The organism is Curtobacterium sp. L3-7, assembly GCF_048756585.1.
Taxonomy (GTDB): Bacteria; Actinomycetota; Actinomycetes; order Actinomycetales; family Microbacteriaceae; genus Curtobacterium.
In genome coordinates this window covers 213,121-233,217 of the sequence record NZ_CP151474.1, presented here as the reverse complement: position 1 = coordinate 233,217, position 20,097 = coordinate 213,121, and the positions used below count along the sequence as shown (strand labels likewise).

Genomic DNA, 20,097 nt, shown 5'->3' with positions numbered 1-20,097 from the left:
ATGGCTCTGACCGTCCGAACCCGCGACATCCCGAAGATCCCGGGAGCGGTGAAGTGGTACCGCGTCTCGGCGTACATCACCGGTGTGCTGCTGCTCGCCCTGGTGGTCGAGATGGTCATCAAGTACACGCCGCTGCACCTCGAGATGCAGCTCGGCGGCGGGGCGTTCTTCGTACCAGAGGGCACTGCGGGCAAGGACCCCGGCACCTTCAACCTGTCGATCGGCATCCTCATCGCCCACGGTTGGCTGTACGTGCTGTACCTGTTCACGGACTTCCGTCTGTGGAGCATCATGCGCTGGAAGCCGATCCGGTTCCTGCTCATCGCCCTCGGGGGCATCATCCCGTTCATGTCGTTCGTGGTCGAGCACCGCATGCAGAAGATCGCCATGGACACCTACCACGAGCTGACCGCGCAACAGGCGCGTGAGAAGGAGGCCGCTCGGTGAGCGAGACCGAACAGCGTCCCGTCCTCGTCGTCGACTTCGGAGCCCAGTACGCGCAGCTCATCGCTCGCCGCGTGCGGGAAGCGAACGTCTACAGCGAGATCGTCCCGCACTCCATCACCGCGGACGAGGTCCGTGCGAAGGCCCCGGCAGCGATCGTGCTGTCCGGTGGACCGTCGTCCGTGTACGAGGAAGGCGCACCGTCGCTCGACGGTGACATCCTCGAGCTCGGCGTCCCGGTCCTCGGCATCTGCTACGGCTTCCAGGCCATGGCATCGGCGCTCGGTGGGACGGTGGCGAACACCGGTCTCCGCGAGTACGGCGCCACTTCCGTCGAGGTGAGCGGGACCGATTCCGTCCTGCTCGGTGGACAGCCGGCCGCCCAGACGACCTGGATGTCGCACGGCGATTCCGTGTCGGCGGCACCTGCCGGCTTCGACGTGCTCGCGTCGAGTGCGTCCACTCCCGTCGCGGCCTTCGCGTCCGACGAGCGCAAGCTCTACGGCGTGCAGTGGCACCCCGAGGTGAAGCACTCGGAGCACGGCCAGGAGATCATCGAGAACTTCCTGCACAAGGCCGCCGGGCTCCCCGGCGACTGGAACTCGTCCAACGTGATCGAGGAGCAGGTCGCCCGCATCCGCGCGCAGGTCGGGTCCTCCCGCGTCATCGCCGGGCTGTCCGGTGGGGTCGACTCCGCCGTCGCCGCAGCGATCGTCCACAAGGCCGTCGGGGACCAGCTGACCTGCGTCTTCGTCGACCACGGGCTCCTCCGTGCCGACGAGCGCAAGCAGGTCGAGGAGGACTACGTCGCCTCGACCGGCGTCCGCCTGATCACGGTCGACGCCGAGCAGCAGTTCCTCGACGCCCTCGCCGGTGTGAGCGACCCGGAGCAGAAGCGCAAGATCATCGGGCGCGAGTTCATCCGCACGTTCGAAGCCGCCGCCGAGGCACTCGTGCTCGAAGCCCGCGCGTCCGACGGCGATGCCGAGGTCAAGTTCCTCGTGCAGGGCACGTTGTACCCGGACGTCGTCGAGTCCGGTGGAGGCTCCGGTACCGCGAACATCAAGTCGCACCACAACGTCGGTGGTCTGCCCGAGGACATGACGTTCGAGCTCGTCGAGCCCCTCCGTGCGCTCTTCAAGGACGAGGTCCGTGCCGTCGGCCGCGAGCTCGGGCTCCCCGAAGTCATCGTCGGCCGCCAGCCCTTCCCCGGCCCCGGGCTCGGCATCCGCATCGTCGGGTCCGTCGACAAGGAGCGGTTGGAGATCCTGCGCGCGGCCGACAAGATCGCGCGTGAAGAACTGACCGCAGCGGGGTTGGACGACGAGATCTGGCAGTGCCCGGTCGTGCTCCTCGCCGACGTCCGCTCCGTGGGCGTCCAGGGCGACGGGCGCACGTACGGGCACCCGATCGTGCTCCGCCCGGTTTCGTCCGAGGACGCGATGACCGCCGACTGGACGCGTCTGCCGTACGACGTGCTCGCGAGGATCTCGAACCGCATCACGAACGAGGTGCGCGACGTCAATCGGGTCGTGCTCGACGTCACGTCGAAGCCGCCGGGGACGATCGAGTGGGAGTGACGCTCCCCTGACGCCGGAGGCCCGTCGAGCAATGCTCGGCGGGCCTCCGGCGTGTGTGGGGCGCGCCGCGGGTGTGGGTGCCCCTGTCCCCCGATACCGCCGTGCCCGTGCCGGCGCCCCGTGCCCCCGTGCTCCGTGCCCGTGCCCCGTGCCCCGTGCCCCCGTGCTCCGTGCCCGTGCCCGTGCCCGTGCCCGTGCCTCGTGCCGAGTGCCCCGTGCGCCCGTGCCCGTGCCCCCGTGCCGGGTGCCCGCGTACCGGGTGCCCCGTGCCCCCGGGCCCGGTGCCGGGTGCCCCGTGCCGGGTGGTCACAACACCCCGCTCACGTTCGTGGAGTGGTCACAGACCGTCGGTCGTCGGCGCTCCGAACGACGTTTCGTGACCGGTCGGCGAACGTGAGCGGGGAGTTGTGACCGGTCGGGCAGCGCGCGCGACGGGCGTCGGGCGGCTCGCGTCGGGCAGCGCGCGTCGGGCAGCGCGCGTCGGGCAGCGCGCGACGGGCGACGGGCGTCGGGCAGCGGGCGACGGACGGCGGACCACCACGACGAAGGGCCCCGGCGATTGCCGGGGCCCTTCGTGTGTGCGCTGCCGCTAGTTGCGGGAGCTGCTCGCGACGATGGCGAGGATGCGCAGGATCTCGAGGTACAGCCAGACGAGCGTCACGATGAGGCCGAACGCCGCGGTCCAGCCGTAGATGCGCGGGGCTCCACGCTCGACACCGGTCTTGATCTGGTCGAAGTCGAGGACGAGCGAGTACGCGGCCATCAGAACCACGAAGATGCCGATCAGGACGCCGAGGGGGATACCGAACACCGTCGTGCCGAGCAGCCCGAACGCCGTGTTGGTGACGCCGGTCCACATCAGGACCAGGTTGACGAGCGAGAACGCCATGTACCCGACCATCGCGACGAGGAAGAACCGCGTCATCTTCGGGGTCGCACGGACCTTGCCCGAACGGAACAGCAGCAGCGTGACGAAGAACACGCCGAGGGTGCCGAAGACCGCCTGCGTGACGATGCCGTCCCACATGGAGTTGTAGGCGCCGGAGATACCGCCGACGAAGAGCCCCTCGAAGAACGCGTACGCGAGTACGAGGCCACCGGACGGCTTCTTCTTGAAGGTGTTGACGAGCGCCAGGACGAACCCGATGATCGCGCCCGCGATCCAGACGATCGGGGGGAGGTTCCACCCGGCGACCGCGCCGACGATGAGCACACCGAACGCCATGAGCGTCTTGACGATGGTGTCTTCGTAGGACATGCGGTCGGTGTCGACCGTGCTGGCCGACGGACGGTCGTACATGTGCTGCAGCTGCTCGGGCGTCATGCCAGCCGACTGCTGCGGGGTCTGGCCCCATCCGGCCTGCTGCGAGTTGGCGCCGGCGCCCCAAGCGTTCCGGCCCGCGTCGTTGAAGGCGGGGGACTGGTCGAAACCGGGCTTGAAAGCCATGGTGTCCTCGTGATTCCTCTGGATTCGGGTCGTCGAGCGGGAACGATGGACCGTTCCTTCGCGTCCTCTCAGCCTAGGTGTGCGTCGCGCCGAAAGGCTGAGGATTCGCGGCGAGCGGACGCCGGTGCTGCCGTCCGTGCATGCACTCTACGGGCGCGGGCTGCGGGATGGGTCGGTGCGGGTGGGGAGTTCACCGAGCGGGCCGAGAGCGGGCGCGGTGGGGAGAGCCACGTGACGAGTGCGACCGAGATCGTCATGAGCAGCAGCCACGCCACGATCTTCGTCGGTGCGACAGGGTGCCAGGCGGCCACCTGTGCCGGGTAGGACCACGCCCCCGCCCAGGTCGCGACGTTCTCGGCGATCCAGATGAACACCGCGACCAGCCCCATCGCCACGAGGATCGGCATCCGGATCGTCGCCCGGTAGACGCGCACGTGCATCGTCGTCCTGGCGAACAGCACCACCACGAGCGCGAGCAGCACGTACCTCGCGTCCCAGACGAAGTGGTGTGCGAAGAAGTTCACGTAGATGCCTGCGGCGACCACTGCGGTGTGCCACTGCTTCGGGTAGCGCGAGAACCGGAGGTCGAAGAGGCGGTACACGCGGACCATGTACGACCCGACCGCGCCGTACATGAAGCCGGAGAACAGCGGGACGCCGGCGACGTGCAGCAGGCCGCCCGTGTCGTACGCCCACGAGCCGACGTCGGTCTTGAAGACCTCCATGACCGTGCCGACGACGTGGAAGAGCAGCACGACACGGAGCTCGCGCACGGCCTCGAGTCCGAACACGAGCATCGCGACCTGGATGGCGATCGCGGCGATCGTCAGGGCGTCGTTCCTGGCGACCGGGGCGTCATCGGGCCAGGCGATGCGTGCGAGCGCGATCACGCCGAGCAGCAGCGCCCCGAACGTGCACGCCCACGCCTGCTTCGCGCCGAAGACCAGGAACTCGGTGACGAACTCGCGGATCGGCGTCCGGGGCTGCCGTCCGGCGTCGAGCACGCGGCGGGCGGCGCGGTCGATGCGGGACTCGACGGCGGTGGACAGGGATCGATCGGCCATGGCGGGATGGTCGCGCCGCCGGCTGGGATCCGGGGTGCCCACTCCTCCACATGTGCCCGCGGGTACATGGCCCTGCACATCGAGGAGCAGCCGTTGACACGAGTAAACCCGCATGGCCACAATGGTCGAGCAACGACGCACACCCACCCAAGGAGCCAGCATGACGTTCACCCTCGGCATGGTCGGAGCCGGCCAGTTCGCCAGCCACTTCGCGACCCTGTTCGACAAGCACCCCGGCATCTCCGACGTCTACGCCACGGACGTCATCCCGGAGCGCGCCGAGCAGCTCGTCGACGATCTCGCCCTGGCCGGGACCTTCCCGAGCTTCGAGGCGATGCTCGCGAGCCCGGACGTCGACGCCGTCGCGATCTTCACCCAGCGCTGGACGCACGGACCGCTCGTGCTGCAGGCGCTGCGTGCGGGCAAGCACGTGTACTCGGCCGTCCCGATGGCGACCGCGCTGACCGAGATCGAGTCGATCATCGCCGCGGTGCAGGAGACCGGGCTCACCTACATGATGGGCGAGACCAGTCAGTACAACCCGGCGACGGTGTTCGCGCGGCAGAAGGCAGAGCAGGGTGCGTTCGGCCGGGTGTTCTACGCCGAGGGTGACTACGTCCACGACATGGACCTCGGCTTCTACGACGCGTACAAGTACAGCGGCGGCGACGAGTGGAAGGCCACGGCGAGCTATCCGCCCATGTGGTACCCGACCCACGCGATCGGCGGTGTCCTCGGTGCGGTGCCGCGGCACGCGGTCAGTGTGAGCTGCATCGGGGTGCACGACGACCGCGGCGACGGGGTCTTCGACACCGAGGTCAGCATGTTCGACAACGACTTCTCCAACATGACGGCACTGTTCGAACTCGACGGCGGCGGCTCGATGCGCATCAACGAGTTCCGTCGCGTCGGCTTCCCGTCCTACATCCGCGAGAGCCGCTTCCGGTGGTTCGGCACCGACGGCAGCTTCGAGCAGCTCGTGACGAACTCCGTCTGGCAGGACCGTGACGGGGTCACCGATGTCTCCGACCAGATCGCGACGCGTCCGACCATGTCCGAGGACGACCCGCGCCTGGCGGACGTCTCCCCGGCGCTCCGCAGCTCGTTCATCTCCGGGCACGCGCCGGTGCACGACGCGCTGACGGACCGGTTGCCCGAAGAGTTCGCGTTCGCGCCGAACGGGCACGAAGGATCGCACCACCTGCTGGTCGACGACTTCGTCCGTGCGGTCAACGACGGAGTACTGCCCCCGGTCAACGCGTGGCAGGCAGCGCGCTACACGTTGCCCGGGCTGATCGCGCTCGAGTCCGCCCGGCGGGACGGGGAACGGCTGCCGATCCCGGACCAGGGTGGCGCTCCCGTCGCCGTCGGTGAGGCGCTGCCCGTGGCCGATCGGGTGTCATGATCGACCGGTGACCAACGGAACGAGCGACGAGCGCCCCCGGAAGTCCACGCGGCGGGACGTCGCCCGGCTCGCCGGGGTCTCGGATGCGCTCGTGAGCTACGCGCTGAATGGTGGAGCGCCGGTCGCTCCCGGGACTCGGCGAAGGATCCTCGCGGCCGTCGCCGAGCTCGGGTACCGGCCGAACCAGGCAGCGCGGGCCCTCCGATCCGGTTCTGCCCGCACGCTCGTGCTGGCCGTGCCGGATCGCGAGGACCCCGTGTTCGCGAACCCGTTCTTCGCCGAGTACGCGGCGGCGATCGAATCCGCCGCGTGGGAGCGCGGGTACGCGCTCTACACGACGGCGACGAGCTTCGAGCCAGACCGACTCCGTGCGCGTTTCGAGGAGTTCGCTGCGCGCATGGTCGACGGCGTGCTCGTGCTCTCCAGTGGAGCGGCCGACCCGGGTGCCATCGACCCGGTCGGCCTGCCGTGGGTGGAACTGAACGTCTCGTCGGCGCGAGCGGGTGTCGCGAGCGTCGGCACCGACCTGCAGGCCGGTGCGGAGCAGGCGACGGCGCACCTGCTCGGCCACGGTGCCCGGCAGGTGGCGTTCGTCGGCGAGCCGAACGCCCGAGAACCCCGCCATCGAGGATGGCGAGCCGCCTGCGAGCGGTGGGGCGTGCCTCCAGGCCGTATTTACGACGGCGGGTACACGCGCAAAGGTGGTTACGTGTCCGGATTGCAGATCGCGGACGAGGGCGATCGTCCCGATGCGGTGTTCGCCGCCTCGGACCGCACGGCGGTCGGAGTCCTCCGTGCCTTCCACGAGTGCGGCGTCCGGGTCCCCGACGACGTCGCGGTCGTCGCGTTCGACGGATCGTGGGAAGCCGAGTACACGTGGCCCCCGCTCACCACCGTCCGGCAGCCGGTCGTGCCGATGGCCGCTGCTGCCGTCGGGCGACTGCTCGGTGAGCCGGAGACCGAACACCGGGAGTTCCCGGCCGAGCTCGTGGTGCGGGCATCCTGCGGTGCGCACGATGCCCACGGACCGGCAACTCCCGCCCAGTAGGGTCGGCCGCATGACCCTCGTGATCGCCCACCGCGGTGCCTCCGGGTACCGCCCGGAGCACTCCCGCAGCGCCTACGAGCTCGCGATCGACCTCGGAGCCGACGCCATCGAACCGGACCTCGTCCCCACGAAGGACGGCGTGCTCGTGCTCCGGCACGAGAACGAGATCTCGGGCACGACGGACGTCGCCGACCACCCCGAGTTCGCTGCGAGGCGCACCACGAAGGTCGTCGACGGGAACCGGCTCAGCGGCTGGTTCACCGAGGACTTCACGTGGGACGAACTCACCGTGCTCCGCACGCGCGAGCGGCTTCCGGCACTGCGTCCGCGGTCCGCGGAGCACGACGGCGAGGATCCGGTCCTGCGGCTCGAGGACCTGCTCGCCATCCTCGACGCGGCACCCCGCCCGGTCGCGCTCGTCGCCGAGGTCAAGCACGCGACGTACTTCGACTCGATCGGGCTGCCGATGGGGGAGCTGGTCGACGGCGTCGTCGGGGGAGCCGGGTGGCGTGGTGACGAACGACTGACGTTCGAGTGCTTCGAGAAGGGCGTCCTCCGCGACATCGGCTCGCGTGGCGCCGGTGGTCGGCTGGTGTACCTCCAGGAGGCCAGGGGCAGCGCCGCGGACGAGGTCGCGTCCCACGGACGTGCGGCTCCGACCTATGCGGACGAGCGCACGGACGGCGCGCTCGCGCGGCTGGCCGAGGAGTTCGACGGGATCAGCCTCGACCTGAAGACGCTGATGGCCGGCACCGATCCGGTGGCGCTCGACGACCCCCGACCGGTGCGGTCGGACGTCGTCGAGCGTGCGCACGCGGTCGGGCTCGCGGTCTTCACGTGGACCCTCCGGCCGGAGAACCGGTTCCTGCCCGCGCCGCTCCGGCGTGGCGGGGACGCCGCGGCGCACGGCGACTGGGAGCGGTGGTTCACCTCGGTGGTGCGGACGGGAGTCGACGGGGTCTTCGCGGACCACGCCGACCTCGCGGTCCGGGCGCGTTCGCTGGCCGAGGAGCGGGGTGCCGGTGTCGGGGGTCCGGCCTAGACTGTCCCGGACATGACGATCGTGCTCGACCCATTCGACTCGACGCCCGAGCCGGGTGCCGGGGCCCGCCCGTACGACGACCCGTTCACCGCCGGTCTGAACCCCCAGCAGAAGGAAGCCGTCGAGTACCGCGGCGAGTCCCTGCTCATCGTGGCCGGCGCCGGTTCCGGCAAGACCAGCGTCCTCACGCGTCGCATCGCCCTGCTGCTCGCGAACCGTGAAGCATGGCCGTCGCAGATCCTCGCGATCACGTTCACGAACAAGGCGGCCGCCGAGATGCGCGAGCGCGTCCGTGCCCTCGTCGGCCAGGCGTCAGAGGGCATGTGGATCTCGACGTTCCACTCGGCGTGCGTGCGGATCCTGCGTCGTGAAGCCGAGCGCTTCGGCTTCCCGCAGTCGTTCACCATCTACGACTCCGCCGACTCGCGGGCGCTGCTCAAGCGCATCATCAAGGACCTCGAAGCGGACACGCTCGGTCTGACGGTCGGCGCGGCGGCGTCGAAGATCTCGAAGCTCAAGAACGAACTGCAGGACATCGACTCGTACGCGCGGAACATCAACGCGAACGACCCGCAGGAAGTCATGTTCACCGAGGTGTTCCGGCGGTACACGAACGACCTCCGTCGCGCCAACGCGTTCGACTTCGACGACCTCATCGGCCAGACGGTGTTCCTGTTCCGGGCGTTCCCCGAGGTCGCTGCGCTCTACCAGCGGCGCTTCCGGTTCATCCTCGTCGACGAGTACCAGGACACGAACCACGCGCAGTACTCGCTCATCCGCGAGCTGACGCGTCCGATCCCGGTGGAGCAGGTCGACCGGCTCGAGGACGAAGGCCAGCACGTCGCCAGGATGCGCGAGGCGGACGGGTCGATCGCCGGTGCGTCGCTGACCGTCGTCGGCGACTCGGACCAGTCGATCTACGCCTTCCGCGGCGCCGACATCCGCAACATCGTCGAGTTCGAGCGGGACTTCCCGAACTCCAAGGTGATCCTGCTCGAACAGAACTACCGCTCGACGCAGAACATCCTCGACGCGGCGAACGCCGTCATCGCGAACAACTTCGACCGCCAGGTGAAGAACCTGTTCACCGAGGTCGGCGCCGGCGACAAGATCGTCGGCTTCACGGGCTACACCGGACACGACGAAGCCCAGTTCGTCGCGGACGAGATCCAGCGTCTGCACGAGGACGGCATGGACTACCGCGACATGGCGGTGTTCTACCGGACGAACTCGCAGACGCGTGCACTCGAGGAGATCTTCATCCGCGCGGCGATCCCCTACCGGGTGCTCGGCGGCACGAAGTTCTACGAACGCGCCGAGATCAAGGACGCGATGTCGTACCTGATCACCGTCGCGAACCCGGCGGACCCGATGGCGCTCCGCCGTGTGCTCAACGTCCCGAAGCGGGGCATCGGCGCGGTGACCGAGACGACGTTGCAGCGCTACGCCGACGAGCACGACGTCACCATGCGCGAGTCGCTGCGGCACGCGGACGAGCTCGGGTTCGGGCCGAAGGTCCGGAATGCGATCACGGCCTTCGCGGCGCTCCTCGACGAGGTGTCCGCCAAGGCGCAGGACCAGCCCGTCGTCGACACGCTCACGCAGCTCCTGGACGGCTCCGGACTGCTCGAACAGCTCCGGAAGTCCCCGGACGCGCAGGACTCGGCGCGTGCCGACAACATCGACGAACTCGTCGCGGTGACGCGGGAGTTCCAGAAGAACAACCCAGACGGCACACTGAGCGACTTCCTGACCGAGGTCTCCCTGGTCGCCGCGGCGGACGAACTCGACGACTCCTCCGGAACAGTGTCGCTCATGACGCTGCACACGGCGAAGGGCCTCGAGTACGACGCGGTGTTCCTTACCGGCGTCGAGGAAGACCTGCTGCCGCACCGGATGTCGGCGAACGAACCCGGTGGCCCGTCCGAGGAACGCCGGTTGTTCTACGTCGGCATCACCCGCGCCAAGAAGTCGTTGTTCCTGTCGCTGGCGATGACCCGTGCGCAGTTCGGCGACGTCAACGTGGCGATGCCGTCCCGCTTCCTGCAGGAGATCCCCGAGGGGCTCATCGAGTGGAAGCAGTCACCCGGCATGGCGAACAGCCGTGGTGGGACGCAGCCGCGTGCGCTCAACGCCAAGCGTGACGGCGCCGGACCCGGTGGATTCGGTGGCGGCGGCGGAGGCGGCGGTGGCTACCGCGGCGGTGGCGGCTGGGGCGGCGGCTCCTACGACCGTGCTGCTGCGGCGGCGAAGACCCGGCCGAAGACCGAGTGGGCGAACCGTGTCTCCGGGCAGGTCCGTGACAACGGTGACATGGAGCTCGCATCCGGCGACCGCATCAAGCACGTCGACTTCGGCGAGGGCACGGTGTCGGCGGTGACCGGTCAGGGGGCCAAGCGCATCGCCGAGATCGCGTTCGACTCGGCCGGGCGGAAGAAGCTCCTGATCAAGATCGCCCCCATCGAGAAGCTGTAGCGCTCGGCGGTACCCGACCGCTCAGCGCACCAACCGCACGGCATCGAGCGGGTGCGGGCCGAGGTGCTCGCGCTTCACCGCGCCGTCCCGGCGGAACCCGTTGCGTCGGTAGAAGGCCTCGGCGCGCGGGTTGTCGTCCGCCATCCACAGGTACGCCGGCGCGTCGCCGACGGTCTCGTCGAGCAGCGCCTGCCCGGCACCCGAGCCGTACGTCGACGCCAGGACGTAGATGCCCTCGAGCTCCCGGTCGCGTGGAGCCTCGGGATCGCGTCCCGGACCCGCGGAGGCCCAGCCCACGACGACGTCGTCGATCGTGGCGATGAGCACGTCGGTCTGCGGGTCGGCGATGATCGTCCGCCATCGATCCGCCCGCGCATCGACGTCGAGTGCCGCCAGGAAGGACGCCGGCAGCAGGTGTGCGTAGGCCTCCTGCCAGGCCTGGACGTGCACGCGTGCGATGCGGTCGGCGTCCGTGACGCTCGCCGGACGGACCACGGGGTTGTTCATCCGACGATGATGCCGCATCTTGCCATCGCCACGCCCGGGCCCCTGTTCGGGTGACAGCCATGTGGAAGTGAGGTTAGCCTTACCTAACGTGACACCTGTGATCGAAATGCTGACCAACGCCACCGCCGCCCGCTACCGAGACCTCGTCGGATCGACCGTGGACCGGCTCGCCGACCGCGTCGCCGGGGTGACGACGCCGACGACGAGCACCTCCGCCGCGGAGCTCCGCGACCGGGTGACCGGGATCGATCTCGACGGCGTCCCGCTCGGGACGGACCGGGCACTCGTGGAGCTCGACGAGCTGTTCGTCCGGGAAGCCGTGTGGTTCCACCATCCCGGTTCCCTCGCACACCTGAACTGTCCGGTGGCCTTGCCCGCTGTCGCTGCCGAGGCCGTGCTCGCGGCGGTGAACCCGTCCGTCGACACCTGGGACCAGTCGCGGATCGGCACCGAGATCGAGCGACACGTCGTCGACTGGCTGGTACGCCGGATCGGCTTCGCGGCGGGCGACGGCATCTTCACCTCGGGCGGCTCGCAGTCGAACCTGCAGGCGCTCCTCATCGCACGGGAGCGACGGGGCACCGGAACCGTCTTCACCACGGCGGAGACCCACTTCAGCATCGCCAAGTCCGCCCGGCTCCTCGGCCTCGACGCAGTCGTGACCGTCCCCACCGACCCCGCCGGCCGCATGCTCCCCTCCGCCCTCGCCACGGCGATCGCGGAGACCCGCGCCGCAGGCCGCACCCCGATGGCCGTCGTCGCCACGGCCGGCACGACCGACCGCGGTGTGATCGACCCGCTCGAACCCGTCGCCGACGTCTGCGACCTCGAGGACGTCTGGCTGCACGTCGACGCCGCGTACGGCTGCGGCCTGCTCGTCTCGCCCACCCGGCGACACCTGCTGGACGGCATCGAGCGGGCCGACAGCGTGACCACCGACCTGCACAAGTCGTTCTTCCAGCCGGTCTCCTCGAGTGCCCTGCTGGTCCGTGACCCCGCCGACCTCCGCAGGATCGCCTGGCACGCCGACTACCTGAACCCCGAGGACGCGGCGGAACCGAACCAGGTGGACAAGTCCCTGCAGACGACGAGGCGCTTCGACGCGTTGAAGCTCTGGGCGACGCTCCGCGCGACGGGCGCTGACGCGATCGGCCGAGCGTTCGACGCGGTCATCGACCTCGCCGAGGCCACCCACGCCATCGTCGCCGAGCACCAGGACCTGCACCTCGTCGCGCCGACGCAGCTCAGCACGGTGCTGTTCCGCTGGCAGCCGGCGGGGATGTCCGACGCCGAGGCCGATGCCCTGGTGGCACCGCTCCGGGCAGCGCTCCTCGCCGAGGGGCGGGTCCTCGTCGCCAAGACGGTGATCGACGGGCGGCCGTGCAACAAGCTCACGCTGCTCAACCCGGAGACCACCCCGGAGCAGATGCGGACCTCCCTGGACCACGTGGCGCGAACGGCAGCAGCAACGGCAGCAGCAACGGCACCAGCAACGGCGGCCGCGACGGCAGGAGCAACACGATGAACAAGAACACCCTCGACGTCGTCGCCATCGGCATCGGCCCGTTCAACCTCGGCCTCGCCTGCCTGACCGACCCGCTCGACGACCTCGACGCGGTGTTCCTCGACGCCGCAGACGGCTTCGCCTGGCACCACGGCATGATGCTCGACGACGCCACGATCCAGGTGCCCTTCATGGCGGACCTCGTCACGATGGCCGACCCGACGTCCCCGTTCTCGTTCCTGGCATGGCTCAAGGAGACGAACCGGCTCTACCCGTTCTACATCCGCGAGGACTTCCACCCCCTCCGCAGCGAGTACGACGCGTACTGCCGCTGGGCCGCCGAGCGCCTCGACACCCTGCGCTGGGGCAGGACGGTCACGGCGGTCGAGCACGACGAGCCGACGGACCTGTTCACCGTGCACGCCGACACCGACCACGGCCCGGAGACGTACCGAGCCCGCCACGTCGTCATCGGCGTCGGCTCGGCGCCGTCCGTCCCGCCGGCGCTCCGCGACCTGCCTGGCCCGGTGATCCACTCCGCCGAGTACGTACCGAACCGCGACGCGCTCCGGAGCGCCGGCAGCATCGCGGTGATCGGCAGCGGGCAGTCCGCCGCCGAGGTCTACCGCGACCTGCTCGAGGACATCCGCGCGCACGACTACGCGCTCGACTGGATCACCCGCTCGCCGCGGTTCTTCCCGATGGAGGACACCAAGCTCACGCTCGAGATGACGAGCCCCGAGTACACGGACCACTTCCACGGGCTGCCCGAGGACCTCCGCGACCGCCTGGGACGCGAACAGCGCGGGCTGTACAAGGGCATCAGCGCCGACCTGGTCGACGACCTCTACGACGCGCTGTACCGGATCAGCGCGAGCGGCCCGATCCCGACGTCGCTGCGGACCGAGACGAGCGTCGTGGACGCGTCCTGGCTCGCCGACCGGGGCAGGTACCGACTGACCCTCCGGCACGAGCAGCTCGGCGAGACCTACGAGCACGAGGTGGAGCGGCTCGTCCTCGCGACCGGGTACGCCCCGCGCCCGACGCGGTTCCTCGAGCCGGTCGAGCACCTCGTCGCGCGGGACTCCCGCGGTCGGTTCGCCGTTGCGCGCGACCACCACGTGGACACCATCGGGGGTCGGATCTGGGTGCAGAACGCCGAGGAGCACACGCACGGGCTGACCGCCCCCGACCTCGGCATGGGTGCGTGGCGGAACGCGTCGATCATCCGGTCCGTCACGGGTCGCCCCGTCCACGGACTGGAGGACCGGATCGCCTTCCAGGAGTTCGGCCTGCCCGCCACGCGGCAGGCCGGGGCCCCGGGCGCCGCGCCTGAACGGCGCGGCGCCGAGCGTGCGGAGGTGCGCGCATGACCGAGAACGGAACCGTCCTGCTCGACGTGCCCCGCGAGGCGGGCGCGACCCCGAGCCTCCTGTCCGTCGAACCCGTGGACCCGGATCGCGACGCCGCCGTCGTGCAGGCGTGGCTCGCCCACCCGGCGTCGAGCTGGTGGGAGATGGGCCACCTCGACGTCGACGCCGTGCGCGCGTACCTCGCCGGCGTGCAGGCGGACCCGGCGCAGGCCGCGTGGTTGGGGCGCCGCGACGGCGAGCCGTGCTTCCTCGCCGAGACCTACGACCCGGGTGCCGTGCTGCTGACCGACGTCTGGCCCGCCGAACCCGGCGACGTCGGCATGCACCTGCTCGTCGCACCGCCGCCTGCCGACGGGCGGGTGCACGGACTCACGAGCGCGGTGATGCGGACCGTGGTGGAGCACTGTCGGGACGCCCTCGGCGCACGTCGCGTCGTGGTCGAGCCCGACGTCCGGAACACCGCGGTGCACGCGAAGAACGCCGAAGTCGGGTTCCGGGTGCTCCGCGAGGTCGACGTCGACGGCAAGCGCGCGCTGCTCTCGGTGCTCGACACCGACCGGATCGGGGTGCCGGACGACGACGGCCCTGCTGCGCACCTGCGGCCGGAGCACCTCGACGTCGCGGAGCGGCACCTCGTGGCGAAGGCGATCGCCGAGTTCACCCACGAGCGTCTGATCGCACCGGTGGCCGACGGCGACGGCTGGCGCCTTGCGGCAGGGCCGTCGACCTACCGGTTCCTGGCACGGCTGCACGCGCTCGAGCACTGGTCGATCGACGAGGCCTCGCTGACCAGGACCCGTCACGGTGACGCCGTGCCGCTCAGCGCACAGGACCTCGTGCTCGAGCTCCGCGACCTCCTCGGCATCCCCGACGAGCTGCTCGGCACGTACCTCGAAGAGATCGCCTCGACGCTCGCCAGTGCCGCCGCCAAGCACCGACGGGTCGGGCCCTCCGCTGCCCAGCTCGCGCGGGGACGGGCGGACGCGGTCGCGGCGTTCCAGGCGACCGAGGCGGCGATGACCGAGGGGCACCCGGCGTTCGTGGCGTCGAACGGCCGCATCGGGTTCGGGCTCGACGAGTACCGGGCGTACGCGCCGGAGTCCGGGCGGACGTTCCGGTACCGGTGGCTCGCGGCACGCCGGGAGCACACGCACCTGGCGCTCGCCGCGGACCGGACCGAGGACGCCCACTGGGCGGCCGAGCTGCCCGCGGCGACGGTGGCCGGGTTCCGGCAGACGCTGGAGCGCCGCGGGCTCGACCCGGACGACTACGTGTGGCTGCCGGTGCACCCGTGGCAGTGGCAGCACCGGATCGCTGTCACGTTCGCGCCGGACCTCGGACGACAGGACCTCGTCGACCTCGGGGAGGGGCCGGACGAGCACCAGCCGCAGCAGTCGATCCGGACGGCGTTCGACCGGACGGACCCGACGCGGTCGTACGTCAAGACGGCGTTGGCGGTGCAGAACATGGGGTTCCTCCGTGGGATGTCGCCGGCCTACATGCGGAACACCCCTGCGGTGAACGACTGGGTCGCCGGGATCGTCTCGGCCGACCCGACGCTGCGGTCAGCGGGCTTCGAGGTGCTGCGGGAACACGCGGCGATCGGGTACACGGGCGACGCGTACCACCGGGTGGACGTGTCGTCGCCGCAGCGGAAGATGCTCGCGGCGCTCTGGCGGGAGAGCCCGGTGCCGCGGCTGTCCGACGGCGAGCAGCTCATGACGATGGCGGCGCTGCTGCACCGCGATGCCTCCGGTGCGGCGGTGGCCTCGGCGCTGGTCGCCCGGTCGGGGCTGCCGGCGGACGAGTGGGTTCGGCGGTACCTCGACGCGTACCTGCTCCCCGTGGTGCACTGCCTGACCGTGCACGACCTGGCGTTCATGCCGCACGGGGAGAACCTCGTGCTGGTGCTCCGCGACGGTGTCGTGGTCCGCGCCGTCATGAAGGACATCGGGGAAGAGGTCGCGGTGCTCGCTCCGGTCGCCGTGCCGGCCGGGATCGAGCGCATCGTGCACCCGGTCGACGACGACGAGGCGGCGCTCGCCGTGTTCACCGACGTGTTCGACGGGGTGCTGCGGTTCGTCGCGGCGATCCTCGACGACGACGGGGTCCTGCCGGAGTCCCGCTTCTGGGAGCTCGTCGGCGCGTGCATCGACCGGCACGCTGCTGCCCACCCGGACCGGCGCCGCCCGCTCGACCTGCGTGCGCCGGTCTTCGAGCACTCCTGCCTGAACCGGCTGCAGCTGCGGAACACCCTGTCGATGGTCGACCTGGCGGACCAGTCGTCGTCGCTCATCCGCGCCGGGTCGATGCCGAACCCCGTCGCGCGGGCGTAGGGCGGGCGGCGGGCTCGCCGGTCGGGTCCGCGTTCGACCAACCGGGAGCAACTCGCGCCACCGACTTCGGTGGCGCGAGTTGTTCCCAGTTGTGCGGGAGCACCGCGCGCCCCGTCCGAAGACAGCTCACGGTTGCAGCACGCGTGTCGTCCACCCGTCATCCGACCGGCGGTACTGCAGGCGTCGGTGCATGCGGTCGCGGCTGCCGTGCCAGAACTCCACGACGACCGGTTCGAGCCGGTAGGCGATCCACGACGCCGGACGTGAGGCATCGTCACCGAGGGCCCCGGCAGCGGACAGCAGGTCGTCGAACGTGCCGTCGAGCGGCTCGGACTGGTGGGCTGCGGCCGTCGCTGCCCGGGACTTCGGCGACCGGTCGGCGAAGAGGGCGTCGGACTCGTCGTCGGAGAGCACCACGACGACCCCCTCGAACCGCATCTGCTGCATGGTCTCGCGCCAGTACACCTGCAGCGCGGCCGCCGGGTTGGCTGCGAGCTGCCGTCCCTTCGGGCTCTCGGTGGACGACCCGAACACGAGCCCCTCGTCGTCGAGCCGCTTGACGTCGACGGTCCTGGCGCTGACGACCCCGTCCGCCGCGGTCGCGAGCGTCATCGACAGCGGTTCGGAGACGTCGTCGGCCGTCGCCAGCCAGGCCCGCGCGGCGGCCATCGGCGTGGCGGGCGGATCGGTGAACTCGGGGAAGGCGAACGACGGGTCGCCGGAGAGGGGTGCGGTTGGCATCCCCTCAGCCAACCCCGGTCAGTCCGCCCACGTCCAGGAGACCGGGGGACGTCCGCCACGCTGGCCCGACGTCGTGGTCGCCGCCGCCCGGACGAGCGCCGGGTTGGTCCGCAGCGCCCGGTTCAGGTTGCCGGGATCGGGGGCGACGCCGGTCACCGCGGTCTGCAGCCGGCTCGCGTCCGCTGTCGTGAACCGCGTTCCGAGGAGGGCGCGGGTGAGCGGCAGGTCCCGCCACAGCCGGGTGCGGACGTGGTCGAGCGCGGCCTGGATGATCCGGTCGTGGTCGAACGGGAGGCCCGGCTCGGCCTGGGCAGGGTCGCGCCAGACCGCCGACGACGCGACTCCAGGGCCCCCGCCGGGTCCGGCGGACGACTCGGCGCCGCGATCGGATCCCGCCACCACCGCGACGAACGCGATGCTGATCGCCGTCGACCGCGGGTCCCGCTCTGGTCCGTCGAACGCGCCGATCTGCGCGAGGTGCCGGATCGACGCGTCGTCGATCCCGGTCTTGGTGCGGAGCGCGCGATGCGCCCCGTCGGTGAGCAGTTCCGTGCCGTCCAGGAGCACGCCGGGGAGTGCCTCCTGTCCGGCGTACGGGTCGTACGGCCGGCGCGCGGTGGCGACCAGCAGGCCGTCGCCCGCCGTGAACGACATCGGGACGACGTCGATCGCGATGAGCGGCTGGTCGCGGGCCGCCACGGCGCCGTCGGTCACGCCGATGCCGCCCGGCGTGCGGCACGGTCGGCGCGTTCGCGGCGGAGCGTCGCACGCACGTCGGCGAAGGACTGGTGCACGAGGAACCGGCCGTCGGTCCAGACCGGCTGGAGCAGGCTCGTCGCCTCGTCCGCCGCGCTCGCCTGGTCGCTCTGCCGGATCTCGCCGGTCTCGTCACGGTGCAGGGCGATGCGGCCCTTCGCGCTCTTCTTGCCGCTGCCCGTCTTCGGGTCCTTCTGGATGTCGACGGGCTCGCCGTCCACCAGCGCCCACGTCGCCTTCACGGCGCTGCCGAGGTTGTCGCGGGTCATGTACTGGTACGTGTACGAGCCGATGCCGAGCACGATGTTGTCGCTCGAGTAGCCCTTGGCCTCGAGCCGCTCGTAGATCCGACGAGCGCGGTCGAGGGTGATGCTGTCGCCGTAGATCACGCCGATGTGCTGGTCGAGGACCTTGTACCCGGCGTCGTTCACGGTGTGGCCGAAGATCTCGTCGAGGAGCTCGACGACGCCCTTCTCCTCGTGGCTGCGCGACGGGTCGGCGAGCGCGTCGGCACCCACCCCGTGCACGGTGCCGGTGACGATGTCGACCGGGTCACCCGAGTCCGGGCGGATCACGAGCTTGCCGTCGCGACCGGTGATCCGGTCCTTGAGCTGCGGGAGCGTCTCGGTGATGACCTTGAACAGGTCGAAGCCGTCGCTGACCGCCGACACGATGCCCGTCGGGTAGACGTCGAGGATCTGCTCGAACGTCTCGAGCTCCCCGTCGGCCCCGCGGACGCACATCACGCTGTGCTCGGTCGCCGGGACGCTCGCCGCAACCCAACCGTTGTCGCCCGGGTAGTACCGGTCGATGAAGTCGAGCGACGGCATCGAGTCGGTGCCGAGGAACGAGAGCAGGTGTCCGGCGCCACCGGCCGCCGCGGACTCGATGCTGGACTGCCCGCGGAACGAGAAGTCGTGCGCGGCGAAGTCGATGCTCTCCGGGACGGCACCGGTGCGCGCTGCCCAGTCCTCCATCATGTCGCGGTACTCCAGCGCCTTCGTGGCGACGGTCGAGGGGTGCCAGATCGACGCGGACAGGGCAGTCTCGATGTAGTTCGGCAGCCAGAAGAACTCGTCGACGGTGTTCTCGACCGTGAGCGTGGCGACACCGATCGGCGCGAGGGTCCCCTCGGGCAGGGCCGTGATCGTCAGCGGGAGGTACCCGAGGCGGTGCAGGGCGCGGACGTGGTCGACGCCGATGTGGTTCGGGCCGAAGTACCCCTCGAGCGCCTGCTGGAACAGGTCGGCGACCAGGTCCTCGTCCGCAGCGAAGAACGGCGCCCATGCCTCGACCAGGGAGCGCTGGATGAACGCCTGCAGGCCGAACACCACGGCGTGCGTGGATTCGGGCATGTGTGCGTTCGAGCGGTTCGTCCAGTTGATGAGGATCCGCGTGGTCCCCTGCGGGTACACCTGCCGGTGCGAGTGCTTGTACCCGTCGACGGCGAGGAGCGGCGCGATGGGGCTCGGACCGGTGATGCGGGGCTCGATGCCGGCGGTGGTCGTCGTGCCGGTCGCGGTGGTGTCGGTGGTGGTCATCGGATCTGCTCCGTCAGGAAGGGGATGAGGGGAACGGTCGTGAGCCCGGGCACGTCGGTCTGCGCCGGGTAGGAGTCGGTGGTGACGATCTCGCCGAAGTGCTCGGCGAGTGCCGGTGCCCGGCCGGAGAAGACGCCGTGCGAGACCCAGAGGCCGAGGCGTTCCTTCGGCAGGCCGGTCGCGCCGGCGAGGCCCATGAACGTTCCGCCGCCGTCGCAGATGTCGTCGACCACGAGCAGCCGTCCGGACTCGGGGAGGGGCTCGCAGGTGAACCCGTCGAGCTTGCCGGTGTCGGGGTTGCGGTGCTTCTCGGCCCGGAAGACCGGCAGGCCGCAGGCGTCGGCGACCGCGGTGGCCCGTGCGACGGCGCCCTTGTCCGGGGCGATGATGCCGACGTAGTCGGAACCGGCGACCACGGCGTCACGGACGACCCGTTCGCTCGTGACGACCGTCAGGTTGTCGACCAGCCCGACGATGACGGGCGAGTGCGGGTCGAAGGCGATGACCTGGTCGATGCCGAAGCCGTTGATGACGTCCGCGTAGACCTTCGCCCCGAAGGGGAGTCCGCGGTCCTGCCGGGCGCCTGGGAGGTACGGGATGAGTGCGACCGACTTCGAGCCGCGCTGTCGCACGGCGTCCGCCCACATGCCGAGCATGAGGAGGTCGTCGCCGCTCGCGCCCCGCAGGGTCGCGATCTCGGTGGTCTCCCCCGTGTCGGCGTCGTCGTTCGCGACCTTGACGTGTGCTTCGCCAGCGGGGAACCGCATGGTGGAGAACGTCGGGGTCACGCTGGTTCCGGAAGCGTTCCGGGTGGTGAGTTCGACTGCCATGACC

Annotated in this window: 16 protein-coding genes; 9 read left to right on the top strand and 7 right to left on the bottom strand. The window is 70.5% G+C overall.

The window, feature by feature from the left end:
- Positions 1–447, top strand: a complete 447-nt coding sequence (locus tag AAEP80_RS01115) for a DUF3817 domain-containing protein (protein ID WP_281265959.1) — start codon at positions 1–3, stop codon at positions 445–447.
- A complete protein-coding gene (gene guaA, locus AAEP80_RS01110) occupies positions 444–2,024 on the top strand; it encodes a glutamine-hydrolyzing GMP synthase (protein ID WP_413600745.1) in 1,581 nt (526 codons plus the stop codon). Before AAEP80_RS01115 ends, guaA begins: the two co-directional genes overlap by 4 nt.
- Positions 2,025–2,613: 589 nt before the next feature.
- Here the strand turns inward: guaA and AAEP80_RS01105 are convergent.
- Both AAEP80_RS01105 and AAEP80_RS01100 read right to left on the bottom strand, forming a co-directional pair.
- Entirely contained in the window at positions 2,614–3,471 is an 858-nt protein-coding gene (locus AAEP80_RS01105) for a Bax inhibitor-1/YccA family membrane protein (RefSeq protein ID WP_413600746.1), read from the bottom strand.
- Positions 3,472–3,539: 68 nt separating this feature from the next.
- Complete coding sequence (locus AAEP80_RS01100) at positions 3,540–4,535, bottom strand: DUF817 domain-containing protein (protein WP_420365647.1); 996 nt, start codon at positions 4,533–4,535, stop codon at positions 3,540–3,542.
- 160 nt (positions 4,536–4,695) lie between these two features.
- On the opposite strand from AAEP80_RS01100, the gene AAEP80_RS01095 reads away from it, so the two are divergent.
- The 4 genes from AAEP80_RS01095 to AAEP80_RS01080 are packed head-to-tail and all read left to right on the top strand — an operon-like array spanning position 4,696 to position 10,505.
- Positions 4,696–5,940 (top strand): Gfo/Idh/MocA family protein, encoded by a 1,245-nt coding sequence (locus AAEP80_RS01095; RefSeq protein WP_420365646.1) that lies wholly within the window; start codon positions 4,696–4,698, stop codon positions 5,938–5,940.
- A 7-nt stretch (positions 5,941–5,947) separates the two neighbouring features.
- Positions 5,948–6,988 carry a LacI family DNA-binding transcriptional regulator gene (locus tag AAEP80_RS01090; RefSeq protein WP_420365645.1) on the top strand — a complete coding sequence of 347 codons (1,041 nt, stop codon included), beginning with the start codon at positions 5,948–5,950 and terminating at the stop codon, positions 6,986–6,988.
- A gap of 10 nt (positions 6,989–6,998) precedes the next feature.
- The gene (locus AAEP80_RS01085) at positions 6,999–8,030 is read left to right on the top strand and encodes a glycerophosphodiester phosphodiesterase family protein (protein WP_420365644.1); all 1,032 of its coding nucleotides are present in this window, start codon (positions 6,999–7,001) and stop codon (positions 8,028–8,030) included.
- 12 nt (positions 8,031–8,042) lie between these two features.
- Positions 8,043–10,505, top strand: a complete 2,463-nt coding sequence (locus AAEP80_RS01080) for an ATP-dependent helicase (RefSeq protein ID WP_420365643.1) — start codon at positions 8,043–8,045, stop codon at positions 10,503–10,505.
- Positions 10,506–10,526: 21 nt separating this feature from the next.
- On the opposite strand, the gene AAEP80_RS01075 is transcribed toward AAEP80_RS01080, so the two are convergent.
- Positions 10,527–11,012, bottom strand: a complete 486-nt coding sequence (locus tag AAEP80_RS01075; RefSeq protein WP_420365642.1) for a GNAT family N-acetyltransferase — start codon at positions 11,010–11,012, stop codon at positions 10,527–10,529.
- 106 nt (positions 11,013–11,118) lie between these two features.
- Here AAEP80_RS01075 and AAEP80_RS01070 point away from each other — a divergent pair, with 106 nt between their 5' ends.
- The 3 genes from AAEP80_RS01070 to AAEP80_RS01060 are packed head-to-tail and all read left to right on the top strand — an operon-like array spanning position 11,119 to position 16,225.
- Positions 11,119–12,537 carry a pyridoxal phosphate-dependent decarboxylase family protein gene (locus AAEP80_RS01070; protein ID WP_420366832.1) on the top strand — a complete coding sequence of 473 codons (1,419 nt, stop codon included), beginning with the start codon at positions 11,119–11,121 and terminating at the stop codon, positions 12,535–12,537.
- Positions 12,534–13,889, top strand: a complete 1,356-nt coding sequence (locus AAEP80_RS01065) for a lysine N(6)-hydroxylase/L-ornithine N(5)-oxygenase family protein (RefSeq protein WP_420365641.1) — start codon at positions 12,534–12,536, stop codon at positions 13,887–13,889. Before AAEP80_RS01070 ends, AAEP80_RS01065 begins: the two co-directional genes overlap by 4 nt.
- Complete coding sequence (locus AAEP80_RS01060; RefSeq protein WP_420365640.1) at positions 13,886–16,225, top strand: GNAT family N-acetyltransferase; 2,340 nt, start codon at positions 13,886–13,888, stop codon at positions 16,223–16,225. The genes AAEP80_RS01065 and AAEP80_RS01060 overlap by 4 nt, the downstream gene beginning before the upstream one ends.
- 126 nt (positions 16,226–16,351) lie before the next feature.
- Here the strand turns inward: AAEP80_RS01060 and AAEP80_RS01055 are convergent, their stop codons facing one another.
- Genes AAEP80_RS01055 through AAEP80_RS01040 form a run of 4 tightly spaced genes read right to left on the bottom strand, consistent with a single transcriptional unit; the run spans position 16,352 to position 20,093 of the window.
- Positions 16,352–16,966, bottom strand: coding sequence for a pyridoxal 5'-phosphate synthase (locus AAEP80_RS01055; protein ID WP_420365639.1), 615 nt, complete (start codon positions 16,964–16,966; stop codon positions 16,352–16,354).
- A gap of 18 nt (positions 16,967–16,984) precedes the next feature.
- Positions 16,985–17,680, bottom strand: coding sequence for an NUDIX domain-containing protein (locus AAEP80_RS01050; RefSeq protein ID WP_420365638.1), 696 nt, complete (start codon positions 17,678–17,680; stop codon positions 16,985–16,987).
- Positions 17,677–19,263, bottom strand: a complete 1,587-nt coding sequence (locus AAEP80_RS01045) for a nicotinate phosphoribosyltransferase (RefSeq protein ID WP_420365637.1) — start codon at positions 19,261–19,263, stop codon at positions 17,677–17,679. The genes AAEP80_RS01050 and AAEP80_RS01045 overlap by 4 nt, the downstream gene beginning before the upstream one ends.
- Entirely contained in the window at positions 19,260–20,093 is an 834-nt protein-coding gene (locus tag AAEP80_RS01040) for a ribose-phosphate pyrophosphokinase (RefSeq protein ID WP_420365636.1), read from the bottom strand. Before AAEP80_RS01040 ends, AAEP80_RS01045 begins: the two co-directional genes overlap by 4 nt.
- Positions 20,094–20,097 lie beyond the last annotated feature (4 nt).